The following is an 18,364-nucleotide window of genomic DNA, read 5'->3' on the forward strand; positions in this document are numbered from 1 at the left end:
CCTATCGGAGGCGAAGAGGGTCGCCTGAGCTCCCTGTGCCGCTTACCGATGCCAGCCGTCGATGGCGCGTTCTCCACGACGTCGCCCAGGGCCGGTGTCCCGGTCCTGTGGGATGGGTCCCCGTTACGCCCATGACCACCGAGTAGAGGCTGGTCTCCGCGGTGATGAAGAGCCGGTTGCGCTTGGCGCCGCCCCAGGAGATGTTGGAGACCGCCTCGGGGACGTCGAGCCGTCCGATCAGGGTGCCGTCCGGGTCGTAGCAGTGCACACCGTCGCCCATCGCGGCGGCCCAGAGCCTCCCGTCGTCGTCGAAGCGGAGGTTGTCGAAGCGCGCCTTCTCGCGGGCCGACGCGTCGGCGAAGACCTCACCCTCGGACAGGGTGCCGTCGTCGCGCACGTCGAAGACCCGGATGAAGCCCGCCCGGGTGTCGGAGACGAACAGCCGCCGCTCGTCGTGCGAGAAGACCAGCCCGTTCGGCGCGGCGAAACAGTCGGCGACCAGCCGTACTTCACCCGTCGCCGGGTCGATGCGGTAGACGTTGTTGGAGCCGATCTCGCTCTCCGCGCGGTAGCCCTCGTAGTCGCTCGTGATGCCGAAGTCGGGGTCGGAGAACCAGATCGAACCGTCGGACTTCACCGCCGCGTCGTTCGGACTGTTCAGGCGCTTGTCCTGCCACCGGTCGGCCAGCACCGTGACCGTGCCGTCGTGTTCGGTGCGGGTCACGCGGCGGTTGCCCTGCTCACAGGTGATCAACCGGCCCTGGCGGTCGAGGGTGTTGCCGTTGGTGTGCCCGGCGGAACGGCGGAAGACGCTGACGGCGCCCGTCTCCTCGTCCCACCGCAGCATCCGGTCGTTGGGGATGTCGCTCCAGACGACCTGCCGCCAGGCGGGCAGATAGACCGGCCCCTCGGCCCAGCGGCAGCCGGTGTACAGCACCTCCAGTGCGTCGTCCCCGTTCATGCACCGCCCGGTCCGGAACCGGTCGTCGAGCATCTCGTACAAGTCCGAACGCATGCTGCTCATGAACTCTTCCCTCCGTCACACCCTCAGGAACCGAACCGAACCTGATACGGCTTGGCACAGAGATTGCCGTATGAAATATGGTCAATGCCAGAGAACTTCGAATGGAGAGTCGTGGATCACATCGATCGCGCCCTGCTGACCCAACTCCAGCTGGACGCCACCCAGTCCTACGCCGCACTGGGAGAGGCGGCCGGCCTGTCCGCCGGCGCCGCCCACGAGCGCGTACGGAAGCTGCGGGAGCGCGGCGTCATCCGGCGCACCACCGTCGACGTGGACCCGGCAGCGGTGGGCAGCACCGTCCTCGCCTACGTGATGGTCGACTCGACCTCCTGGATGGGCGAGTCCGCGGAGGCCTTCGCAGCGCTCCCCGAGATCCTGGAGGCACACGTCATCGCGGGCAGCGCCTCGGTGCTGGTCAAGGTCAGAACCTCGACCACCGAGCAACTGCAGGACGTACTGCGCCGGATCTACGCCATCGACGGAGTCAGCGGCACCCAGGCGACGGTGGTGCTCGAAACCTTCTTCGAGCGCCCGCTGTCCCCCGAACTGACCACCGACCCAACGTGAGCCGCCCGACCGTGCGCCGTCGCCCGTCACCGGGAGGCGGCGCCCGTCACGGTGAGGCGGCCCCACCGCTCGTCGCCGGGAGGCGACCCCACCGCTGCCCGCGTCAGGTGCCGCCGTCGGCCAGGGGCAGGCGCCGGCCACGGGACTCCGCGACCCTGAGCGCGTCGGCGAGGCACTCGGTCAGCCGGATCGCGGTGTAGCGCACCTCGGCGTTCGGGGACACGGGATCGCCCAGCACCTGCCGGGCGGACCGGAGCACATCCAGCCCCTCGGCGAGCTGGCGGACCTCCGCCTCGTCGGCAAGGAGGAGAGAGGGGCCGCCCCTCATGGCTATGAGGCGCACGATGAACCCCGGTCCCGGGCCCGAGAAGAAGGCCCACCCGGCGGATGAGACGGCGGATAGGGTTGGGCATGTTGACGCTCCTTAGCAGCGTTGACCACGCCCCGGGAGGTCTCGCCACCTCGCCGGGGTTTCACGTCATCGAAAGTACACCTAGATATAGCCCTCTACATACAAGTACAGAGGGATCTATCTGAACGTGCGTATCGGCGCCTGCCTACGTTGGACACATGAGCGATAAAGAGCAGCCAACAGCCCTGGACCCGATGAGCGCGAGGCCGCTCTACGTGCAACTGGCCGACGTCATCGCCAAGAAGATCGAATCGGGAGAGCTGGCTCCGGACAGGCCCATCCCGTCGGAGCACCATCTCGCCGACGAGTACGGCGTCGCGAGGCTCACCGCGCGCCGCACCGCCCAGGAACTCCGCGAACGAGGACTCATCGTGACCGTCCACGGAAAGGGCTCATTCGTCGTGGAGCGGCCTCCGACCAGCGCACCGGACAGTAAGAACACGCCCGCCGACTGAGTGCCCGGGGCCCTACAGTTCCGCTCCCTCAATCCAGCGTGACCTGGAAGTACGCCGTCTCGTGATCGCCGGCGCCCGGTGGGGCGACCTCGATCGTGACCGGGATGCCTCGCTCGATCGGCGTGACGGCGACCGGGATGCTGCGCGTCTCCCCCTCGCCGAGGGGCTCCATGAGGAGGCGGGCGGACTCCTGCCGGTTGACCCAGGTCAGGTCGTACTCGGAGTAGTCGTCGAGGGACTCGCCGGCGCGGACGGTGAGGGGAGCGGAGCCCAGCTCACTGACGCTGTCATCGGCCGAATCGCCGCCCGGCAACAGCTCCTCGTCGGTACCGTTGTCGTAGGTGACCGTCCAGTTGTAGCTGCCGTCGGCCCCCCGACGCGGAGGGCTGACCGTGACCTTGAGTCCGTCCTCGTACCGAGCGGTCGCCCCGGGGCCGAGAGGATCCGCCACGCTGCCGGAGGCGCCACTCTGCTCGAGCTGCCCGTACCCGTCCAGCCCCTTCTCCAGCTCGCCGAGCTGCCAGGCCCCGAGAGCGACCAGGACGGTGAGAACGAGCATGCCGATCGCGCAGCCGGTGAAGCACCCTGACTTCACGGGTGCGGCGTCAGTGCGGTCCGAATCCGTATCCATGCAGGTCACGCTAGAAACCGGCCCAGCACCTGGTCATGAGCACTCATACTCAAAGGCGACTGTGTAGCACTGAGGCCGCCCACGCGCCTCATCACCGCAAACCACGAGGCCGAGGCTGATCACCGGAACCACGCCCCACAGCGCAACCGCCCCCTCGGCACACGGCGGCAACCGCTAGACTGTGGCCGGTGCGCCACCTAGGTGGCACGCCTTGTGGATGCCTGGACCCAGAGACCCGGAATCCGCCCACCACGGGCAGATCCCAACACCTCTGCCCACACATCCCTGCCTTCGTAGCTCAGGGGATAGAGCACCGCTCTCCTAAAGCGGGTGTCGCAGGTTCGAATCCTGCCGGGGGCACAACGCACTACCGGTCCGACCTGGGGTTCCTCCCCCCAGGGAGGCGCTCTGGTCGGCCTCGGGCTCCTCGTCCGGGGCCGTTTGCGTGAGCGGTGCGTGAGCGGACGGAGACGCCCACCAGGCCGACGCCACCCGCCAAACCGTCCACCACCTCCAGACAGCCGCCCGACCTGGCCCTCGCCCCGACGCTCGCCGAGCTCACAGCCCGGCCACCCAGGGATCAAGCCCGCCGCGTTCTCGCCAGCGACGTACGAGCAGCCGTCCCCGACCACGCCGAGCGAATTCTCACCGACCCGGCCTGGCCCGCGCTCGCCACCGTCCTCGCCGACGCCGAAGCCCGCGGCCACCAACCCCACCAACTCCTCAAGGAAGCCGCTGCCCAGCGAGAGCTGACCACCGCCCGTCAACCCGCCCGCATCCTGATCACCCGCATCCAGCACACCGGCCGAAACCCAGCACCCAACCGCCGAGCCGAAGCCGCCCGCATGCAGTCGACCATGGCAGGCTCGATCCCCACTCAGCAGACCGGAAACGGTCGGCTCCCCTCGGTGCCTCCCTCGCCTGCCAAACAGCAGCACCGACAGCACCGATAAACACCGTCAGAACCGGACGGGTTGCGTTCCTCCGGGATCGGAGGAACGTGCGACGCTCTCCCGGATCACGCTATCGCTGGCGCGCAGAGCCGCCGTCAGCTCTCCTCGCAGCTCGTCCGGGAGGATCCCAGCGCCGAGGGAGCAGGCGCGCACCAGCGTGCGACAGTCCTGCACCTGCCGGTCCGTGGCGATCTCGGTGAACAGAGGATGAGCCAAGTTCTCGCGGGCCGCGTAGCCGTCTTCTGCGTCCGTCGTCCTGCGGTGGAGGTGCTCGACGATGCGGTGCGCGGCGAGCGCCCCGGCGGAACCGATCGCGTTGAGGACTGTAAGTCCGAGCCGGGTGTCGAAGACGGTCATCCCGGGTTCGGTCTTCCGTCCGAGGTAGGCCCTCACCAGGTCCGCCAGGTGACCGTCGCTCGGCTGCCCGGCGTCGCGGCGGCATAGAACGATCAGGCATGCCGTGACGGCTTGTTCCCACGGGTCGCCGGGCATCGTGTCGGCAAGGAGGACAGCTGCCCACGCTGTGTCACCTGCAGCGAGGGCGGCGAGCACGGCGACCTGTCGACCGTCGAGCATCCGTTTTCCGATGCCATGGTGGGCTTCGATGTGCGCCAGCGCCTCGGCCCATCGCCCCTCGGTGGTGAGGGTGCGTGTGCCGTCTGCGAGGAGGACGCGCCACAGCCAGGCGCGAACCTCCTGGCGGTCTTCGTCGGTCGTAGTGAGGTCCACGGGTACGTTGACGCCCTCGAAGCGGGCGGCTGTGCCCGCCTCGACGGCCTTGTATAGGTCGAGCAGTCGCTGACGCCCCTCATCTGCGCGGCCGGCGCGGATCTGGAGGCGGGCCAGGTTGACGACCGGTTCCAACCCTCGGATCGCGCTCATACCGGGGAGGGGGCAGGCGTGGAGGTAGGCGGCGGCGTGCTGGTGGCACATCTCGCGGGCGAGATCGGGAAGGCCGAGGTCGGAGGCGATGAGCGCAGCCTGATTGTAGACAGCCGATGCAAGCCCTTGGTCGGTCTTGATCACCGCGGTGTCGACCAGGTCGACGAGACTGCGCACACGCTCGGGCAGGGGCAGACAGGCGGGCCGGAATCGAGCGACGAGCGGGAAGCGCTGGGCCGTAGGTCCGTGCGGATCCATGGGTCCCCCAGTGTGTGAGTGAGGGCTAGTGGGGCGACGGTGCCCGCTGCCTGCGTGCCGCAGGCACCGTCCGCTACACGCGCGGCGTCACCGCCAGTCGACGACGATGCGGTTCAGCGGGGTGTCGAGAGCGAAGAGACCCGGGCGCTGCTCGATCTCCGGGGCGTCGAGAGGCTGGATTTCGAACGTGGCCTCACGGTCGCGGTAGTCGCGGTCCCAGGTGCGGATGGCGTCGGCGACCCTCGCGGCCAGCTCATCGCTGCCGGGGCCATGGCCGACGACACCGAACTCCCAGAGCTTGCCGCCCTCGGGCGTCTTCTCCTTCGAAAGGCGCCGGGCGAAGTAGGTGACAGCCCCCTTGTCGACGACCGCGGACGACGAGGGGTAGGGGTCCTCGGTGAGCAGACTGCCCTTGGCGCTCTGGGGGAACAGCATCCGGATCAGACCGGAGGGCAGGGAGCAGGTGACGAACAGTTCCATCCACTCCGGCGGCTCCATGGCACGGACCGTCATACCGGTCCACTCCTCGGTACGCGGCTGGTCAAGTACGCCCGCGAGGGCATCGGCGTCGATGCTGAGCCCGGCGGGGGCCTGGAGTCGTACGGCGCCGTCCGCGCTGAGAGGGATCACTCGGCGGTCGTCGTCAGCGATGCCCCGCCTCAGCGGCATGAAGGTGTTCATCTCGCTACCGAGGGACACCCACCGGCCGTCGCGCTGCTCGTAGGCGATGGAGCGGGAGACCGTGCCCTTGAGACGCTGGGGGACGAGGAGCCGGCCGCCGGGTGCGAGCTGCTGCAGCCAGGCGTGCGGTACACCGTGCGCGCCAACGGTGGCGATGATCCGGTCATACGGCGCTGCTTCGGCGTAGCCGAGGGCCCCGTCGCGGGTCACGGCCTCGACGTTGGTGATTCCGGCGGCGGCGAGATGCGTGCGGGCACCCTCCACGAGATCGTCATCGACGTCGAGGGTGGTCACATTTCCGTTCTCACCGACCAGGTGGGCTAGCAGACCGGCGTTGTAGCCGGTGCCGGCACCGAGTTCGAGGATGCGCTCGCCTGGCTGGGCGTCGAGCTGATCCAGCATGAGGGCGACGACGCCCGGCTGGGAGGCGCAGGAGATGGACGTTCCGTCGGTGTCGTACTTGATGTGTACCGGCGCGTTGGCGTAGGCGTCTTCGAGTGACGCGACGGGCACGAACACGTGGCGGGGTACGGTCCGCAACGCGGTCTCGACGGCGGGCGTGCGGGCGTGTCCGTCCGCGCGGAGCTGGTCGACCAGGGCGTTGCGGAGACGCTCGGCGTCCGCCGTGGGGGTGGTGATCGTGTCGGTGTTCACCGCGCTGACGCTATCGATGCTGGCCGTTGCCTCGGTGGGCGACTCGGTGTGGTCACTCGTTCCCATGACTACCTCTCGTGCGGTGTGGGACAGGGCGCTCTGGTCGTCCCGGAGTAGACCTGCGCGGTTGGCGTGGAAGATCACGTGGTGGGCGATGACGGCTCGCAGGCCGCGGGTGAGGGCGCCGCGGCCTGCGAGGTCGGCGAGCGTGGCACCGGCCCGTTCGAAGGCGGTCACCCATTCCTCGTGAGTGTGGAGTGGGCCGCCCAGGCGGCAGAGGCTGTGGGCGTCGGCGGTCATGAGCTTCCGCATGGGCGGGACCAGTTCGGCGGCTCGTTCGGGGTGTGGTGGATTGGTGGCCTGGCGAAGGGCCGCAACCTTCGCCCATACGTCGCCCTGTTCGAACCAGTCGAGTCCAGCACCGCGCATCATGACGCTCGCCAGCAGGACGGCGGTCTCCCGGCGTCCCACGTGCATCGGGTTCGGCTGGTAAGCGAGCAGGTGGCGGGAGTCGCTGTGGAACAGTTCGTGAGCTGCGTCTATGGCCTCGGGTCCGCCGAATGCGTCGGTCTCGGGCTCGTAGACGCCGGGCAGGCACGACACGGCCACGCCGTCGCCGATGAGATCGCTCAGGAGCGACTCAATGGCGGGTGAGGGCTTGTCGGCGAGGTAACGCAGCGGCCAGGGCTGCTTGTTCATGAACCACCAGACGGTGAGCTGCCCGTCGGCCTCGGCCTCGATCAGGGCGGGGCCGAGGCGTTCGGCGATGGTGCGCTGGGCAATCTCGCGGTCGACGAAGGTGATGTTGTGCTGCTGCCAGTTGTCGGGAGGCATAGAGGTCCTTCGGTCGGTGGATCAAGCGATGAGGAGGCATGCGTCCCAGGCGGAGCGGGGTGATGCGGCGGTGCTGGACGCGAGGAGGGCCAGGGCTATGCCGACGGCGCCGTCGAGTAGGCCGGGGCCGCCTTCTTCGCCCTGAATGAGCGCCGTGGCCATGAGTTCGGGGTCGGTGCCCGGCGGGATGACCGAAGCCAGGAGGGCCGGGATCGCGGCGCGGAGTTTTCCCGCGGTCGAGGGGTGGGCGTCGTCGGCCGTACGCGTGGCAGCGTGGGCGAGGCTGGCGAACCCGTGGCAGAGGCCGTTGTCCGTCGTGGCCTTCAGCTGCTCGGGATCGGTGAGGGCGGCCACGAGCGCGTTCTCCGCCTCGATCTGGCGGCTGGCATCGCCGAGGGCGAGCGCGGCAAGTTGCTGGGCGCGGGCGAGGCCGGCGGTGCCGTAGCACCAGGAGGGTCGCCGGGGCGCGGACGGGACGAGACGCCCCCTGCGCAGCTCGCCCTGAGTGACCCAGTACGGCCAGACCGGGACGCCGTCGGCCTTCTCCTTCCAGCGGTCCAGCCAGGTCAGGATGGTGCGCAGTGCTGCATGCTGCCCGTTGATGACGGAGCCGTTCCGAGCGGCGAGGGCCAGGAGCGCGAGCACGCCGCCGATGCCGTGCGCCATACCGGTGTTGGCGTGTCCCCCAGGGAATCGGTCGTCCGGGCTGCCCGAGGGCCCGGTCTCTGTCCACCAGCCCGGCAGGCTCTCGCCGTGGTGGGTGATCGGTTCGGTGAGGCGCACGCAGTAGTCGAGAACGGCGCGCATCGTGGAGCCACCAGGGTTTCGGCGCAGTAGGTAGGCGCCGTATCCGGTGAGGCCCCGGATGGCGTCGAACTCGGCGAGCTGCGGCAGGCGTCCGGCGTCGATGCGGCGGTGTGCAGCGTCGAGACGGCGTCCGACGTCGACTGCGATCTGTCCGTCCATCGCGTCGAGGGCTCGCTGGTGGGAGCCGGGAAGGTGGTCGGCGGCACAGCTCAGGGCATGGGCGAAGGCGGGAACTCCATAGAACGGGTGGCTGTCCGGGCCGCTGGTGAGCGGCTGCCGGGAGGCGGCGGTGAGCCAGGCGTGGGCGCGGTGCCACGGGCCGCGGCCGTTAGCGGCCAGCTCGATGTGCAGGAGCGCGATTCCCGGCGGGCCGTAAGCAAGGTGTTGCCGGTCCGAGGACAGCGTCCTGGAGCCGAGCAGCGCGGTGTCGGGGTCGGCGAGCCGGGCGGCGATGGCGTCGACCAGGCCGAGCGCGGGGTGAGCGGTCACGAGGCCCTCCCTCGAGTGCGGGCGGTCCAGGCCAGGGCAGCGGCACGCGCCAGGTGGAGGCACACCTCTTCCTCCGGGAAGTTCACGGCGACGTGGCGCACGAAGTGGACATGCAGCAGGGAGGCCAGGACGTCGTCGACGGCGATGCCCTGGGTGTCCGGGCTGGGCAGGTGCGGCCGGTACCTGGCGAGCGCCGTATCCCGGTCAGCCCATCCCGACACGATGGCGTCCCCGCCCGGCACACTGCGCAGCACCGACCAGTCGTCGCTCGGGTCACCGAGCCGTACGGCGTCGATGAACTGGGGGCGCGGAACGGGAGCGGGGGCTTTCGGAGGGATGTGGTCGATCAGCCATTGCATGCCAGCCTCGGTGCTGCCGAGAAACGCGGAGGCGATAGCGACGGTGTGCGCCACCACCAGCGTGCGCGGTCCAGGGCGCTGAGGCTGAGTGAGCTGGGCCAGGACGGCGCGCGAGTCCGCCCGGAACACCTCCTCGGCCGCCTCCCATGCGGCGCCGGAGCCCCAGCGGCCCATCTCCCGGTAGGAGGTGGGATAGCGCAGGTCGGCCAGCAGGCCGATGCTTCGTAGCTCGTCGGCCCAGGCACTCACCGTTCGGGCCGTGCTGGCGAAGGCTTCCGGGGCGGGGAGGGCGATGCGTACGCGGAGGTGTTGGTCCGGGTCGCGGAAGCGGATGAACCACCACGGCGGGTTGCCGAGCTGTTCGAGGAGGCCGGGCAAGTGCCGGGAGAGCAAGACGCCTTGGCGGCGGGGGTCACCGTAGAGGGCGGCCAGAAGAACCGCGGAAGAGGCAGGCGTCTGCATCTGGTCCGCAGACAGTGCACGGGCCCGGCTGGGGGCTGGCAGTGGCGGCCATGCCGACGGCCTGGTTGCTTTGAGGGGCACCACGACCTCGTGGGCTCGCCCGCCACACCAGCCATACGCCTCTGGTTCCGGGGCCTCGACGAGCATGGCCGGGCGCGAGTGGTCGAAGTGCCTGCGCAGGAGCGCACGGTGGCCGGCCTCGTCGAGGTCGAGGAAGAGGCGCCGGTCGTCCTCTACGAGGTAGACGCGGCGCGGCAGCCTCCGCCGGGCACGCCAGTCGCTGAGCGAGGCGTCCCACTCAGCCCGAGGACGGGCACGGCCGGGCAGTTCGGACGCTTCCAGCCGCCAGCGTGCCGGGGCCAGCACAGTCCGGCCGTGCCGCAGACGTGGAAGGAACGGCATCGCCGTTGCGGCGCCCCAATCGAAGACGGTGACCTGCGCGCACTGGGCGCGGGACAGTTCGGTGAGGAACCGCACCAGTGGTGGGGTGTGGGTGTGGAGGTTCAGCGCGTGCATCCCGACGACCTCCACGCGGTGGCCTCGCTCAGGGAAGGCGAGGTACATGCGGCGGCCGTCGCACCCCACAGCCAAGTCCTCCGGGGTGAGGACGGTGTCCTGCGGGGTGCGGTGCTCCTGAAGGCTGATCACGGTGGGTAGCACCTGTGGGGAGCGGGTGACGTGGGCGCTCTCGGGGAGCAGGGGCGGGAAAGAGAGCTGCGCGGGCATGGTGTTGCCGTCTGCGGCCGGGAGGTCGGCAAGCTCGGCGGCCAGGGCCTCGCGGTCAGCGGGGGCCAGCACGCTGAGGAATCGGCCCGTGGAGACGCCGGCGCCACGGGACACGCTCACGACCTCCAGCCGGAACCGCCCGCGCTGCAACTCCTCCAGGCTTGACGCGTGCACCCGCACCCCGAGCTCCAAGTGCGGCGGCAGCCGCGGCTCGTCGGGACCCACGTCCAGGGCCTCAATCTGTTCGTCCGTGAGGATCACTTCGTCACGGCCGTCGAGCGCGGCGGCCTGAGCCAGCCGTACGAGGGCGTCATCCCGAGCGGAGACGCGGGGCCTGCGTGCGCTGGCCGGAGCGCCTGGGTAGCCGTCGGGATAGCCGGTGCCGCTGTCCGCGACGACCTCCGCGAGCGGCACCATCGTGCCGATGCCATACCGCTCGTAGAACCGCTGGTGGTACGCGTTCCAGGCGGCGGTCCCGTACGGGCGGATGCTCAAGCGGGTCAGGACAAGAGCGGCCCGCTCGATCTCTTGGGCGACCACTTCCGGCAAAACGATCTGGGCGTCCAGGCGGAGGTCGAGCGCGACGGGGTGGCGACGCAGGCCAGGGACGAGGTCTCGCATCCGCGACGCGACGCTGTCCCGGCCACCATGCGTGGCGCACTTATCCAGACCCGCCCGGACCGCGCGGAGTTCGCGTACAGTCTCGGCGACCGGGGCGAGGCTGCCGGCGTCGATCGCGTCGAGTTGGCCCACCAGATACCCGAGGGCGTCGGTCTCGGTACTCGGAGCGTGCAGGCCCGTGATCAGCACGCGCCGCCGGATCAGCTCCGTCAAGAGGTGACGCGCCTTCTCGGAACTGGCCTCGGGGAACTCCGCCTGGAGCTTGTCCACGAGGGTGCCGAACCGGATCGGCGCCCAGGTCGCGGCCAGGACCGCGCGCACCGGTCCAGTCAGGGCCAGAGACGCCTCGACCGCGCGCGTCCGGTCGTCCTGAACGACGGGCTGGAACGGCACGATGAGCCGGTCTCCCCGGTACGTCACGGTGTTGTTGATGACGACGGGCAGCCGTTCGAGGAGGTCTGGGCATGACTCCAGCCGTGCGACCAGGGCCGTCAGCCACCCTGCCCCCGCGCGGCCCACAGCCACGTGCTCCTCGCCCCAGTCGGCCCGTGCCTGCGGGCCGAACTCCGCGGTGGCCACGCCAGCGAACAGGCCAAAGGGTGTGGCCCGGTGCTGCGCCCGGAGCAGGTAGCGGGCCACGGACAGTGCGGCGCGCTGCACATCCCGGAGGGCGGGATCCTCGGCTGCGCACAGGGCCCCTACTTGCGCGGCCAGGACCGGGCTGGAGTGCTGGAGTGCCTCGGCGACGTCCTTGTCCGCCCAGACCGCGCGTAGCCACGCCACACGGGCAGACGAACCACTGGGTGAGCGGTCATCGAGGTCAGGGCATGGAGGAATCGGCAGCGAGGGCCGGGCCACGGCGCGCACGAGAGCAACGGAACCGGTGCGGAACGCTGCAGGCGAAGCAACCACCAAGTACCTCCGTAGGTGAGAGGGCGGGCGGCTGGTGCCGCCGCGCGGAGACGCGGCAGCACCAGACCGGATTGACCTGAGGGCCGGGTCAGGCGACGTTGGTGGTGCAGGCGCCGCAGGTGGACCCGCAGTTGTCGTCGGTCAGGTTGACCAAGCCCGCCGGGTCGGCGATCTCGACGAGGGAGACGTCCAGGTCGAAGCCGTCCGACGCCCCCGGGATCTGCGGGCGTACTTCGGTGCGGCTGGGAACTACGGTGGTGCGCGTCATGCTGCAACTCCTCACAATCGTTGTGGTGTTACTGGGCTGGAGCGCCCACCAGATGCCGCCACGGGAGCGTCGCCAGACGGCTGCTCCCCGGACGGCTCCTGGCCGCCCGGCACGAGGGGACGTGCTCCGCGTAGGAAAGTCCTCGCGGGCTGCCTGCCTCACGCCGGGAAGTCGTGTGCCGTGAGTCCGATCAAGCGGATGCCGGCCGCCGCTCCATGAAGTAGGCGAGCGCCTGGGCCTTGAGACGATCGAGGCACGGCTCGCACGCGTAGAAGGGTGCGTGCTGCCCGTCCCACTGCACCGGGCCGAGCCAGATCACCAGGACTCCGGTACGCCCGCAGCCGAGCCAGCAATCACCGGTGATCCATGGCCACTCCATGGGAGGACGTCCCCTTACTCAGCTGGTCGGGATGGTCGATCTGGCGGCCTGGCAGTTGGGAGCGCAGGCCCAGAGCTGGAACGGCAGGCCCCGGTGGCGTATCTCGCCCAGCCGTCGACCGCTCGCTCCCAGTGGGCGGGCGCAGAGGGCACAGTCCATGGCCATCTGCTGACGGGCCCGGAGTCGGGCGAGGTCCGGAAGGGGCGAGGGCGCCGTGGCCGGGATGCTCACTTGCCGCCCTCGGTGCGGAGTTCCGCCCAGACCTCTTTGCCCCAGGGGCGTCTGCCCGAGCCCTGGAGGTCGTAGCCCCAACGGTCGGCAACAGCATCGACGAGGAGCAGCCCGCGCCCCGACTCGTCGTCGTCAGCCACCTGGCTGAGTATGGGCAGACGCGATGGTTCCCGGTCCACGACCCCGACACGCAGTCGTGTCGCATCCGGTCGCGCAACCGTGAGGCGGATCTCGGAACATTGGGTGTGCCGGCAGGCGTTCGCGATCAGCTCTGTGACGATCAGCGCGGCTCGGTCGGCGAGACCGTCGAGGTGCCACACACCGAGGACGTCTCGGACGAGATCGCGGCCGATCTCGGCCGTGGACGGCTTGCACGGGAAGGTCTGGCTGTACGTCGGGTGGCCGACAGAGGGTGCCGCAATTGGTGTGCTCAGACTCGTCATTGGGATGGAGCCTTCGTGTCGTCTCGGCGCCCGGCCCGCCCCCGCGGGGGAACCTCAGGGGCGGGCCGGGCCGTCAACAGCCGCCCGCACGGTGGGGCGGCGGGCGACTAGCACCCAGACAACTCCCTGTCACAGCAGGTTGGTTAGGACGTTCAGGCACTCAGCCGACGGACTCGCCTAGGGCGTTTTGACCTCTCCTTTACCTGGCGAGCAGGGATGGCGAGGGCTACCGTGCCCGCATGGACACCACCCGCAACACCGTTCTTGAGGCGTGGATGACCGAACACGGCTACAGCTCCAACAGCCTCGCCGAGGCCGTGAACAGGGCCATTGAACGGTTGACCGGGCGCCCTGGAGGACTCGACGGCTCATCGGTCCGGGCATGGAAAGCGGGCCGGGTCACGTGGCCAAAGTCAGCTGCCCGCAAGGCGCTTGAGGAGGTCACCGGACTACCCGCTGTCGCTTTAGGGTTCGTGCCACGGGGCCGGCCTTCGTCCACCCCGGCCTCACCGCAGCAGGAGGACCCCGACATGAAGCGTCGTACCCTCGTCGGCAGCATCGCGGCGGCTGCCGCAGCAGCAGCCGCACCCGGCACCGCGTCGCCACGCCGTATCGGCATGAGCGACGTCAACCGCCTCAACAAGCGCTTCGCCGAGATCATCGCCAGCGACCACCGCCACGGCGGACAACTCGGCATCGAACAGCGGGCCGCCGCCCTCGCCGACGAGGCGCTCAACGTCCAGAACGCGGGCAGCGCCACCCAGCGCGTACGAAGCAACCTCTACGCCTCCGCAGCCGCCTTCCGCTCCTCCGCGATGTGGGCCGCCATCGACGGCCGGCGCTACGACGTCGCCAAAGCCCACATGCGCGAGGCCCAGGCCCTCGCAGAGATGTCCGGCGACCAGGCCATCAAGTTCCGCATCTGGAGCCACGCGGGCACCATGTACCGCCACATGGGCCGCCCCGCCGACGCGTTCGCCGCCAACGACGTCGCCCGCAACCTGCACCTCACCCGCCGTGACCCCCTGTTCGCCTCCCTCGGTCTGGCCCGCCAGGGCGCCATCCACGGCACGGCACAGGACCGCACCGGCACCCGGCGGGCCTTCGAGCAGGCGCAGGACGCCATGCTGCGCGCCGACCCCGCCGACTACCGGCCGGTGTGGATGCTCGCTTTCTACGACCAGGCCGAGCTGGACTCCCTGGCGCTCTCCGCGCACTTGGCGCTCGGCGACTACTCGACCGCCGAGTACCACGCCCACCGCTGCCTGTCCGCCCTCCGGCCCCACATGATCCGGTCCCGGGCCATCACCACCACCCGGCTCGCACACGCCCAGCTCGCCCAGGGCGCCCCCGACGCCGCCACGGCCACTGCGATGAAGGTCCCCGCCGAAGCCGCCACACAGCACGCCCGGGTCACGCGCATGCTGCAGGAGTTCGGGGCCGCGCTGCGTGCCACCGCGCCGGGCAACACCACCGTGCAGACCTGGACCGAGCACACCGCCACCTGGAGGATGGCTGCATGACCACGGCTCCCGCCATCGAACTGCGCACCTTCACCACCCTCGACACCGCCCGCGGCGACCTCCTCGACGTGTACGCCGACGTACGCGCCCCGCTCCTCCACTTGCCCAACTACGCCGTCACCGCGTTCGGCGAGCGCCTGGACCGGCACGGCGCCGAACCGGGGTTCACGGCCGTGCTCGCATACGCAGACGGGCATCCGGTCGGCTACGCCTACGGCAACACCATCGAGCACGGCGACCGCTACTGGCAGCGCACCAGCCCGACACCGGCGGGGAAGTACACCGAGCGTCCGGCCGTGGCTCTCAAGGAGATCGGCCTCCGGCCGGCCTGGAGGAAAACAGGCACCGCCAGGCGTATCCACGACGCACTCCTCGCCACACGCGACGAGCCCTTCATCACGCTCATGGTCAACCCAGCCGCTGGGGGCGGAAAGGTTCACACGCTCTACAAGTCGTGGGGGTACGAGGACATCGGCCAAAGTCAGCCGTCACCAGCCTCACCGGTCCTTACCGTGATGATCCGCTCCAGCCGCTGACTTGCCCTGCAGCCGAACTCACGTTGTCGTGACTGACCGACAGAGCGAAGTCCTCAGCATCCGGCACCACCCAAAGCGGGCTAGCCTTGCTGAAGCAGCCTCGCGTTGACAGGGGCTAATGGATGAGTAACCGGGCGAGCGAGGAGCCAGCGCAAGTGGCGCAAGAGGTGATCAGTGGAAAAAGGGCTGGTAAGGCCAGCAGTTCGCTCGCTATCGAGGACAAACTTTGGCAGGCTGCAGACAAGCTGCGGGGAAGCCTCGATGCCGCGTCATACAAGCACGTTGTGCTGGGGCTGATCTTCCTTAAGTATGCCTCCGAGACATTCGAGCGATACCGCGCTGACCTAGCACGCAGGTTGTCGGATCCCGCCTCGCCCGACTACGTCGAGGATGAACAGTGGCGCGGCGACCTCTTGGACTCACGAGACGAGTATGCGAGCGAGGGCATCTTCTGGGTTCCTGAAGATGCCCTCTGGTCGCAGCTCAAGGATGCAGCAAAAACAGGCGGAGTCGGGCAAAACATCGACGCGGCCATGACAGCCATCGAGCGCGAAAACCCAGCGCTACGCGGTGTATTGCCCAAGGACTTCGCTCGCCTGGCAATTGACCAACGACGTTTCGGAGGACTGGTTGACCTTATCGGCTCCATCGGTCTCGGCCAGCAGGCAATGGGGGAGCCGGACGATACCGACTTGCTGGGCAGAGTGTACGAGTTTTTCCTCGGTCGATTCGCCGCAGCAGAAGGTAAAGGTGGCGGAGAGTTCTTCACTCCACGCAGCGTGGTAAAACTGCTTGTAGAGATGACCGAACCGCTGCACGGCCGTGTTTACGATCCGTGCTGCGGAACCGGTGGCATGTTCGTTCAGGCACACCGATTCATCGAGAGTCATGGTGGGGCTCATGACGAGATTGCAGTCTACGGCCAAGAACTCAACGACACCACATGGCGCCTCGGCCAGATGAACCTTGCACTGCGCCATATCAGCGCTGACCTAGGGAAGCGGGCTGCAGACACCTTTCACACGGACCTGCATCCCCACCTGAAAGCCGACTTCATCCTTGCAAATCCACCGTTCAACATTAGCGATTGGGACGGTGAACAATTGCGCGGCGACGCCCGCTGGATGTACGGAACGCCGCCCGCGAGCAATGCCAACTACGCATGGCTCCAACACATCATCAGTAAACTGTCACCGCGTGGCGTGGCTGGCGTGGTACTCGCGAATGGTTCCATGTCTAGCAGAACCAGCGGCGAAGGCAACATCCGCCAATCAATGATTGAAGCGGATTTGGTCGACTGCATGGTGGCATTGCCCAGTCAACTATTCTACAATACCGGCATTCCGGCGTGCCTATGGTTCCTTACCAAAAAGAAAACACCCGACGTTAGGCGGCCTTGGCGAGATAGGCGCGGTGAGGTGCTCTTCATCGACGCTCGGAACATGCCAGGCGAGATGACTACGAGGGTACACCGCGAACTCACGGACGAGGAGATTGCGCGGATTGCTGACACGTACCATGCGTGGCGCGGTGAAACCGATGCGGGTCAGTACGCCAACATCCCTGGCTTCTGCTACTCGGCCAAGCTAGAGGAGATCGAGCAGCACGACTGGATCCTCACGCCCGGCCGCTACGTAGGAGCGGAGGAAGCCGTGAAGGAAGACGAGTCTAACGCTGACAAAATCAAGCGCCTGACGAAGGAACTCCGCAACGCCTTCGCCGAGTCCGACCACCTGCAGGCTCAGGTTCTCGCTGCATTGGAGCGTGCAGGACGTGTCCGGAGAGGTTGAACGCGAAGGTCTTCTCCAGGCCGACGAGGCCGGTGGGTGTGATCTGGTCCTTGTCACGAACCTCGGCGATCTGCTCCAGCGTGTCGTTGGCTCCCTTGACGTAGGCGGCGTGGTGCTTGGCGTGGTGCAGTTCCAGGACCTCCGGCGTGATGGCCGGCGCAAGCGCTGAGTAGTCGTAGGGCAGCTCGGGAAGCGCGTAGGTGCCCATCTGGCGCGTCTCCTTCGGTGAGGTGATCGTCCTGGGACAGCCTAGGGCGTTATTGCGAACAACTTGCAACAGCATCTTATGTGCATCAGCATGGGTTGTGGCGGGGTCGGCCCGTCAGCTTTCGGTGGTGCGGCACCCGGCATGGGTGCAGTCCTTCCAGGAAGGTGATCGTCTTCTCAACCGGCGCCCGCCGGATCTGGCCGACCCCGCGCGTCTCACCTTCAGCGGGCAGCACGCTCGTACGATCGGCCTTCGTGGCAGAGACAAGTGGAGAACGCGGTGGCCGTCACCGACTTGCCATGTCGAGCGGGCGTCCTTCGGCCGGGCTCGCACCGTCAGGCACGGTGCCTGCGTTCCGGCCCCACGTCCACGGCACGAGCTGGAGGACACCGAACGCCACCTCGACGCCGAAGAACAGCCACAGGAGGTCCGACGCGCCCTGGGCGAGTGCGTAGGCCTGCCACGTCGCGAACAGGGTGCGCGCGATGCCGTCGAACAGCCCGTGTTCCGGCAGCGGCCTGACGATGCGCAGAATGGACCAGACGACCACCACCGAGCCCATCAGGTTGGCGAACAGGACCTGCCAGGTGTCGAGTTCGGGCAGGGCGTCGAATCCCATTGCCTGGGCGCCCGATGACAGCGCGTCGTGTACCCATGCGTAGGTCCACGGAGTCGCGAATCCCGCCGTGACGACCAGGTCGTACCAGGCGCTCGCGCGTACGACGCTGAGGTAGGCGGGGTGCGCGGGGGTGCGAAGACGGCTCACGATGGAACTCCTAGGGCCTGTCTGATGTTGTGATCACTGGGTGGCCTGGAGGCTGCGGATCCAGAGGAGTGCCGCGCGGAGTTCGAGGCCGGCTTGGTAATTGGCGGGGTCCTTGTCGTAGCGGGTGGCGAGGCCCCGCCATGCCTTGATCTTGTTGATGCCACGCTCGACGGTATTGCGTTTGCGGTAGAGGTCGGGGGCGCAGGTGACGGGACGCCCGCCGCGCGAGCCCTTCTTCCGGCGGTTCGCCGCCTGGTCCCTGGGCTCGGCGATCACGGCCTTGATTCCGCGTCTGCGCAGGTAGGTGCGGTTGCGGCGGGAGGAGTACGCCTTGTCGCTGGCAACGGCTCCGGGCCGGGTCCGGGGTCGGCCGACCGGCCCGCGGACCTTGATCTTCTCCAGTACGGGAACAAACTGAGGACTGTCGCCCGCCTGACCTGCGGTGACGATGACGGCCAACGGGCGGCAGGCGGTGTCGACCGCGAGATGGATC

The 18,364-nt window shown here is 68.6% G+C and carries 17 protein-coding genes, 1 tRNA gene and 2 pseudogenes; 7 read left to right on the forward strand and 13 right to left on the reverse strand.

The features are described from left to right. Nucleotide 1: 1 nt before the first annotated feature. The gene (locus ACFY93_RS12375; protein WP_391356752.1) at nucleotides 2-1,024 is read right to left on the reverse strand and encodes an SMP-30/gluconolactonase/LRE family protein; all 1,023 of its coding nucleotides are present in this window, start codon (nucleotides 1,022-1,024) and stop codon (nucleotides 2-4) included. A gap of 111 nt (nucleotides 1,025-1,135) precedes the next feature. Here ACFY93_RS12375 and ACFY93_RS12380 point away from each other — a divergent pair, with 111 nt between their 5' ends. Beyond that, the gene (locus ACFY93_RS12380; RefSeq protein ID WP_391356755.1) at nucleotides 1,136-1,591 is read left to right on the forward strand and encodes an Lrp/AsnC ligand binding domain-containing protein; all 456 of its coding nucleotides are present in this window, start codon (nucleotides 1,136-1,138) and stop codon (nucleotides 1,589-1,591) included. A 103-nt stretch (nucleotides 1,592-1,694) separates the two neighbouring features. Here the strand turns inward: ACFY93_RS12380 and ACFY93_RS12385 are convergent, their stop codons facing one another. Further along, nucleotides 1,695-1,919: a hypothetical protein gene (locus ACFY93_RS12385; RefSeq protein WP_391356758.1), complete on the reverse strand. Its 225-nt coding sequence runs from the start codon at nucleotides 1,917-1,919 to the stop codon at nucleotides 1,695-1,697. A 242-nt stretch (nucleotides 1,920-2,161) separates the two neighbouring features. Here ACFY93_RS12385 and ACFY93_RS12390 point away from each other — a divergent pair, with 242 nt between their 5' ends. Then, nucleotides 2,162-2,458 (forward strand): GntR family transcriptional regulator, encoded by a 297-nt coding sequence (locus ACFY93_RS12390; protein WP_391356761.1) that lies wholly within the window; start codon nucleotides 2,162-2,164, stop codon nucleotides 2,456-2,458. 28 nt (nucleotides 2,459-2,486) lie between these two features. On the opposite strand, the gene ACFY93_RS12395 is transcribed toward ACFY93_RS12390, so the two are convergent. Then, the gene (locus tag ACFY93_RS12395) at nucleotides 2,487-3,089 is read right to left on the reverse strand and encodes a hypothetical protein (protein ID WP_391356764.1); all 603 of its coding nucleotides are present in this window, start codon (nucleotides 3,087-3,089) and stop codon (nucleotides 2,487-2,489) included. Nucleotides 3,090-3,376: 287 nt separating this feature from the next. Here ACFY93_RS12395 and ACFY93_RS12400 point away from each other — a divergent pair. Both ACFY93_RS12400 and ACFY93_RS12405 read left to right on the forward strand, forming a co-directional pair. After that, nucleotides 3,377-3,449, forward strand: a tRNA-Arg gene (locus tag ACFY93_RS12400). A gap of 112 nt (nucleotides 3,450-3,561) precedes the next feature. Beyond that, nucleotides 3,562-4,042 (forward strand): annotated as a pseudogene (locus ACFY93_RS12405) (mobilization protein); the annotation flags it as partial. Nucleotides 4,043-4,048: 6 nt separating this feature from the next. Here the strand turns inward: ACFY93_RS12405 and ACFY93_RS12410 are convergent. The 7 genes from ACFY93_RS12410 to ACFY93_RS12440 form a co-directional block, all read right to left on the reverse strand. Continuing rightward, complete coding sequence (locus tag ACFY93_RS12410) at nucleotides 4,049-5,182, reverse strand: hypothetical protein (RefSeq protein WP_391356767.1); 1,134 nt, start codon at nucleotides 5,180-5,182, stop codon at nucleotides 4,049-4,051. A gap of 87 nt (nucleotides 5,183-5,269) precedes the next feature. Then, nucleotides 5,270-7,351: a methyltransferase, FxLD system gene (fxlM, locus tag ACFY93_RS12415; RefSeq protein WP_391356770.1), complete on the reverse strand. Its 2,082-nt coding sequence runs from the start codon at nucleotides 7,349-7,351 to the stop codon at nucleotides 5,270-5,272. 21 nt (nucleotides 7,352-7,372) lie between these two features. Beyond that, nucleotides 7,373-8,647 carry a lanthionine synthetase LanC family protein gene (locus tag ACFY93_RS12420; protein ID WP_391356773.1) on the reverse strand — a complete coding sequence of 425 codons (1,275 nt, stop codon included), beginning with the start codon at nucleotides 8,645-8,647 and terminating at the stop codon, nucleotides 7,373-7,375. After that, nucleotides 8,644-11,598: a thiopeptide-type bacteriocin biosynthesis protein gene (locus tag ACFY93_RS12425; RefSeq protein ID WP_391356776.1), complete on the reverse strand. Its 2,955-nt coding sequence runs from the start codon at nucleotides 11,596-11,598 to the stop codon at nucleotides 8,644-8,646. Before ACFY93_RS12425 ends, ACFY93_RS12420 begins: the two co-directional genes overlap by 4 nt. A 217-nt stretch (nucleotides 11,599-11,815) precedes the next feature. Continuing rightward, the gene (locus tag ACFY93_RS12430) at nucleotides 11,816-11,995 is read right to left on the reverse strand and encodes an FxLD family lanthipeptide (protein ID WP_391356779.1); all 180 of its coding nucleotides are present in this window, start codon (nucleotides 11,993-11,995) and stop codon (nucleotides 11,816-11,818) included. A gap of 190 nt (nucleotides 11,996-12,185) precedes the next feature. Beyond that, complete coding sequence (locus ACFY93_RS12435) at nucleotides 12,186-12,374, reverse strand: hypothetical protein (protein WP_019759144.1); 189 nt, start codon at nucleotides 12,372-12,374, stop codon at nucleotides 12,186-12,188. Nucleotides 12,375-12,601: 227 nt separating this feature from the next. After that, nucleotides 12,602-13,048: an ATP-binding protein gene (locus ACFY93_RS12440; RefSeq protein WP_391356782.1), complete on the reverse strand. Its 447-nt coding sequence runs from the start codon at nucleotides 13,046-13,048 to the stop codon at nucleotides 12,602-12,604. A gap of 239 nt (nucleotides 13,049-13,287) precedes the next feature. On the opposite strand from ACFY93_RS12440, the gene ACFY93_RS12445 reads away from it, so the two are divergent. From ACFY93_RS12445 to ACFY93_RS12455, 3 genes are all read left to right on the forward strand, one after another. Then, entirely contained in the window at nucleotides 13,288-14,571 is a 1,284-nt protein-coding gene (locus tag ACFY93_RS12445; RefSeq protein WP_391356785.1) for an XRE family transcriptional regulator, read from the forward strand. After that, a complete protein-coding gene (locus tag ACFY93_RS12450) occupies nucleotides 14,568-15,107 on the forward strand; it encodes a GNAT family N-acetyltransferase (protein WP_391356788.1) in 540 nt (179 codons plus the stop codon). The genes ACFY93_RS12445 and ACFY93_RS12450 overlap by 4 nt, the downstream gene beginning before the upstream one ends. A gap of 155 nt (nucleotides 15,108-15,262) precedes the next feature. Continuing rightward, on the forward strand, nucleotides 15,263-16,897 hold the full coding sequence (locus ACFY93_RS12455) for an N-6 DNA methylase (RefSeq protein WP_391356791.1): 1,635 nt from the start codon (nucleotides 15,263-15,265) through the stop codon (nucleotides 16,895-16,897). Here the strand turns inward: ACFY93_RS12455 and ACFY93_RS12460 are convergent. From ACFY93_RS12460 to ACFY93_RS12470, 3 genes and pseudogenes are all read right to left on the reverse strand, one after another. Beyond that, a pseudogene (locus ACFY93_RS12460) lies at nucleotides 16,869-17,105 on the reverse strand (superoxide dismutase); the annotation flags it as partial. The gene ACFY93_RS12455 and the pseudogene ACFY93_RS12460 sit on opposite strands and share 29 nt — an antisense overlap. Nucleotides 17,106-17,391: 286 nt before the next feature. Beyond that, nucleotides 17,392-17,871: a hypothetical protein gene (locus tag ACFY93_RS12465; RefSeq protein WP_391356793.1), complete on the reverse strand. Its 480-nt coding sequence runs from the start codon at nucleotides 17,869-17,871 to the stop codon at nucleotides 17,392-17,394. 33 nt (nucleotides 17,872-17,904) lie between these two features. Next, nucleotides 17,905-18,364: IS5 family transposase (locus tag ACFY93_RS12470; protein ID WP_391356796.1), on the reverse strand; the 460-nt coding region annotated here is incomplete at its 5' end.

This window comes from Streptomyces sp. NPDC008313 (assembly GCF_042956125.1).
Classification (GTDB): Bacteria; Actinomycetota; Actinomycetes; order Streptomycetales; family Streptomycetaceae; genus Streptomyces.

Coding starts and splice junctions, on each gene's coding strand:
- fxlM (WP_391356770.1), bottom strand. CDS start 7,351: ATGCCTCCCGACAACTGGCAGCAGCACAACATCACCTTCGTCGACCGC.
- ACFY93_RS12395 (WP_391356764.1), bottom strand. CDS start 3,089: ATGGATACGGATTCGGACCGCACTGACGCCGCACCCGTGAAGTCAGGG.
- ACFY93_RS12450 (WP_391356788.1), top strand. CDS start 14,568: ATGACCACGGCTCCCGCCATCGAACTGCGCACCTTCACCACCCTCGAC.
- ACFY93_RS12435 (WP_019759144.1), bottom strand. CDS start 12,374: ATGGAGTGGCCATGGATCACCGGTGATTGCTGGCTCGGCTGCGGGCGT.
- ACFY93_RS12445 (WP_391356785.1), top strand. CDS start 13,288: ATGGACACCACCCGCAACACCGTTCTTGAGGCGTGGATGACCGAACAC.
- ACFY93_RS12410 (WP_391356767.1), bottom strand. CDS start 5,182: ATGGATCCGCACGGACCTACGGCCCAGCGCTTCCCGCTCGTCGCTCGA.
- ACFY93_RS12440 (WP_391356782.1), bottom strand. CDS start 13,048: ATGACGAGTCTGAGCACACCAATTGCGGCACCCTCTGTCGGCCACCCG.
- ACFY93_RS12390 (WP_391356761.1), top strand. CDS start 2,162: ATGAGCGATAAAGAGCAGCCAACAGCCCTGGACCCGATGAGCGCGAGG.
- ACFY93_RS12375 (WP_391356752.1), bottom strand. CDS start 1,024: ATGAGCAGCATGCGTTCGGACTTGTACGAGATGCTCGACGACCGGTTC.
- ACFY93_RS12430 (WP_391356779.1), bottom strand. CDS start 11,995: ATGACGCGCACCACCGTAGTTCCCAGCCGCACCGAAGTACGCCCGCAG.
- ACFY93_RS12385 (WP_391356758.1), bottom strand. CDS start 1,919: ATGAGGGGCGGCCCCTCTCTCCTCCTTGCCGACGAGGCGGAGGTCCGC.